Origin of the sequence: Shewanella sp. SG41-4, from assembly GCF_014164505.1 — a bacterium.
GTDB lineage: Bacteria > Pseudomonadota > Gammaproteobacteria > Enterobacterales > Shewanellaceae > Shewanella.
Genome location: NZ_JACJFI010000308.1, coordinates 1 through 4,058, shown reverse-complemented (window position 1 = coordinate 4,058; position 4,058 = coordinate 1). Strand labels below are relative to the sequence as shown.

Genomic DNA, 4,058 nt, shown 5'->3' with positions numbered 1-4,058 from the left:
TAAAAAGATAAAAAAAGGCCCAAAACTATCCAATTGTTTTGGGCCTAGGGAAAGGGCTCGATTAAGAGCCTTGCGCTACTGTTGTGGCATCCTAAGACAACTTAAGATGCCAAATACTGAATTGATTATGGATTAATTATAGGCACTCAGATTGTTTTTGCATAAAATTTAGTCAATAAAATTAATTAGGTCTCTATGTTACGGTAAGGCATTAATAATATTCTTCTTTTTTTATTAGATTAAAATAGCTGACTCTGTTACAGGCTTAAATTAACATTGTCGCGGACTAATTCACGCGGTAAATTGTTTTTCAGTCTATGGCCTAAATGTTTTACAACCCCAAGCACGACGTTATGATAACTCACTAACATTTCGCCTTGTGGCATGATGGCTAACTCTTGCTGTGTGGGTTGATCAAAAGTACTTGTGGCAATATCACGACCCATTAAAAAATCTTGTGCTTGTGACGCACTTAATTCCATTGTTTTTGCTGGATTATGCGCTGCTGCCGATAAAGCAATAACGGCTTCATGTTTAGCTTTGTAGCCTTTTTTCATCGCATCAGCGAGCTTAATACCAATACGCTGAAAACGCATCTTGCCTATAAAAGGAATAAATTGGACTGGAAATAACCAATATTCATCGTCACGCAACATGATTACGTCATCGCTGGGTAACTCGAGACAGAAGTTGTTTTGAAAGTATTGTGTTAACTCTGCTTTTTGCTTTTCGTTTGCGGGGCTAAAAGGAAAGTTTCTTTGTGATTTCGGCTGTTTTTTTACTCGTTCAACCGAGGCTGTTTTACGAATTTTAGCGACAAAAAATCCTTCGCTGTCGTAAATCTGTGGCCAAACATGTAAAAAACCATCTTCAGTGCATGCTTTATCTGCACCATCAAATAACGCAGCCAGTGACACAAACTCAACCGCATCAGGGTAAGTTTGCTGTAAGTGATAACAGATATGTTGGTTTTCTAACTGGCTTAGAGTACAAGTCGAATAGACTAACACTCCGCCTGGCTTTAACGCTAAAAATGCTGATTCGATAAGATCTTTTTGGGTTTCACCAATCGCAGTAACATCATCGATATCCCAATGTTTTAATGCCAAGGGATCTTTGCGAACCGTACCTTCGCCGCCACAAGGGGCATCCAATAAAATTGCATCAAACGATTCATATAAATATTCACCAAAGACTCTGCCATCAAAATGGGTCAGGGCGGTATGGCTGGCGCCCATGCGTAACACGTTAGCGTGTAATACTTTAACGCGACTGGCTGAATACTCATTAGCCACTAATAAGCCACTATTATTCATTAAGGCTGCTATTTGCGTTGTCTTAGAACCTGGAGCAGAAGCAACATCTAAGACTATTTCGGCGGCAGTACCATTAGAAAATAGTGCGGTCGGCGGCAGCATTGAGCTGGCTTCTTGGATATAAAATAACCCTTGAATATGTTCAATGGCATTACCAAGTTGGATATCATCTTTACCCTCAATCCAAAATCCGTCTGCACACCAAGGTACTGGAGATAATTTCCAGCCAGCATTTGTCATGATGTCGACAAATTGTGCGGTATTGATTTTAAGTGTATTCACCCGAATGGATTTGCGAAGCGGTTTATCACAATAGGCGATAAATTCTTCTAAAGATAAGTGAGCGGGTAACTCTTTCTTAATGTGATTGATAAAGTTTGTATTTAATTGGGCCATAATAATAAACGATACATTATTTTTGCTGTAATTGAAGCGATCATATCACGGAATTGTAGCCCCTGATCGGCAATGATTACTGTATATTGACGTTAATAAAACCGACAGGCTAATGGAGTGGTGTGTGTTAAATAGAGTGTGGTTATTATTTTTTATCATTGCAGCGTTGTCTATCACGATCCAATTAGTGAATGGCAATGTCGATGTATTAAGCGAGTCGGTGACAGCATTGTTTGCCAGTGCAAAATTAGCAGCTGACATCTCGCTTGGCTTAATCGGTGTGTTAGCGTTATGGATGGGGTTGATGCAAGTCGGTGAAAAGGCCGGTGTTGTGGGGTTGTTTGCTCGCATATTTGAACCTTTACTGTCTAAGCTGATGCCGGAAGTTCCTCGTGGACATGTCGCTTATGGCAGCATTAGCATGAATCTTACAGCTAATATGTTGGGCCTAGACAATGCCGCGACGCCTTTAGGCTTAAAAGCGATGCATGATCTGCAAACTCTTAACCCTGTTAAATCAGTAGCAACCAACGCTCAAATTTTATTTTTAGTGTTAAATACTTCATCAGTTACATTAGTCCCCGTAACCGTATTCCTTTATCGTGCCCAACAAGGTGCGGCTAATCCTGCTGATATCTTTTTACCCATTTTATTAGCCACTAGTGTTTCCACCGTTGTGGGATTGTTGGTTGTTGCATTAGTGCAGCGTATCTCGTTATTCAATAGTGTTATTTTGGCCTATGCTGCAACCATTATGAGTGTTTTCATGGCTGGGATCGCTTACTTGGTGACATTATCAGCCGATGCGATAGGCCAAATGTCTATGGTGTTAGGTAACGGTATACTGTTGTTGCTGATTTTAAGTTTTATTCTCGTCGCAGGTTATCGCAAAATTGCCGTTTATGATGAGTTTGTTGATGGCGCTAAGCAGGGTTTTAGCCAAGCAATCCAGCTAATCCCCTATTTACTGGCGATGTTATTAGCCATTGGTTTTCTTAGGGCTTCAGGAGCGTTAGATTATGCGTTACAGCTGTTAGCGAGTGGCGTGAGTGCATTAGGTGCAGATACGCGCTTTATTGATGCGATGCCAACAGCATTTATGAAACCCTTTAGTGGTTCGGGCGCGCGGGCGATGATGCTTGAAACCATGAGTCATAATGGGGTTGATTCTTTTGCGGGTAGACTAGCGGCTATTTTACAAGGCAGTACCGAAACGACGTTTTATGTGTTGGCGGTGTACTTTGGTTCAGTGGGGATACGTAATGGTCGTCATGCACTAGGGTGCGGTTTAGCAGCAGATTTAGCAGGTATTAGTGCCGCTATTGGTGTGTGTTATTGGTTTTATGGCTAAACATCAATTATTAAAATTTGGACCGTAATAAAAATAAAAAGGCCGATAGAGATATCGGCCTTTGCTTTTGTTTGAATCGGTATTATCGCTAGATGAAGTTACTTAGCTTGTGTAGGTCGCCATAGCGCCCATTCATCTTGCATACTCTGGTGTAATGTAAAACGGTCAGTTGTATTGATACTGTTACTGTCTGATGTTGTGTCTCGGGTCGCAAATGCGATACCACCGGCGAGTATAGTTTCTAATGAGCCAGTTTCTAACTGTGCACCCGAAAATAAACCGACGTCTAAGGTAATACCAGATGCATCCCAAAATTGGCTGGTCTGGTTAATTAAGTGACTATATTCAGCATTGACATGGGCAAACAACGTAATTTCTGTACCTGAGTCATCCAACCTATACCCATCAATTTGTCCGACTTTAATTCCACGGAAAAATAGCGGTGTACCGACCTTAATTGAACCAAGTTGATCGTCAACTAATTGGAATGCTAATGCATCTTTAGGCACGGCAGCCTCAAAGCTTGAGTGTGGTTGTGCTACAAAGTCATCGATAATTTCTGCGCTGTTACCAGGAATAACCCCAATATAAGGGCCTGTTAACAGTGTTTCTGGGGCATTAATACCCGCTAAAGAAATTTGTGCGTCGACAATGAAGTATTCTGTGTCGCTAGCACTAAAATGGTTTGCGTAATGACCATAAATATAAGCTTGTGCGTTAAGAGTATTTAAATCTTGGTTTAGTTTAACCTGCGAAACTTCACCAATTTTATGACCTTGATAACGAATAGCCGCTTTCTCTGACACTTTTGTGCTTACAGGTAGTGTGAGGTTTATTACCTTAGCCTGCATAAGTGCAAGTGACTTGGTATCGTGATGCCAGACAGCATGGTTTTGCCACCACTTGAGTTTTGCCTTTGTGTTAATCCGCACCAAGCAGCAAAATGTCGACCATTATGAAACATTTTTCCGTCACCTATGGACGCATATAGTTCT

The 4,058-nt window shown here is 41.1% G+C and carries 3 protein-coding genes and 1 pseudogene; 1 reads left to right on the top strand and 3 read right to left on the bottom strand.

Translation table 11 applies throughout. The features are described from left to right. Positions 1-257: 257 nt before the first annotated feature. Positions 258-1,712 carry a 16S rRNA (cytosine(1407)-C(5))-methyltransferase RsmF gene (gene rsmF / locus H5202_RS18655; protein WP_182773386.1) on the bottom strand — a complete coding sequence of 485 codons (1,455 nt, stop codon included), beginning with the start codon at positions 1,710-1,712 and terminating at the stop codon, positions 258-260. Positions 1,713-1,836: 124 nt separating this feature from the next. On the opposite strand from rsmF, the gene H5202_RS18650 reads away from it, so the two are divergent. Continuing rightward, positions 1,837-3,063, top strand: a complete 1,227-nt coding sequence (locus H5202_RS18650) for a nucleoside recognition domain-containing protein (RefSeq protein ID WP_182773385.1) — start codon at positions 1,837-1,839, stop codon at positions 3,061-3,063. 98 nt (positions 3,064-3,161) lie between these two features. Here H5202_RS18650 and H5202_RS18645 read toward each other — a convergent pair whose 3' ends face one another. Both H5202_RS18645 and H5202_RS18640 read right to left on the bottom strand, forming a co-directional pair. Next, positions 3,162-3,914 carry an MlaD family protein gene (locus H5202_RS18645; RefSeq protein WP_259397381.1) on the bottom strand — a complete coding sequence of 251 codons (753 nt, stop codon included), beginning with the start codon at positions 3,912-3,914 and terminating at the stop codon, positions 3,162-3,164. Positions 3,915-3,934: 20 nt separating this feature from the next. Continuing rightward, positions 3,935-4,058 (bottom strand): annotated as a pseudogene (locus H5202_RS18640) (transposase); the annotation flags it as partial.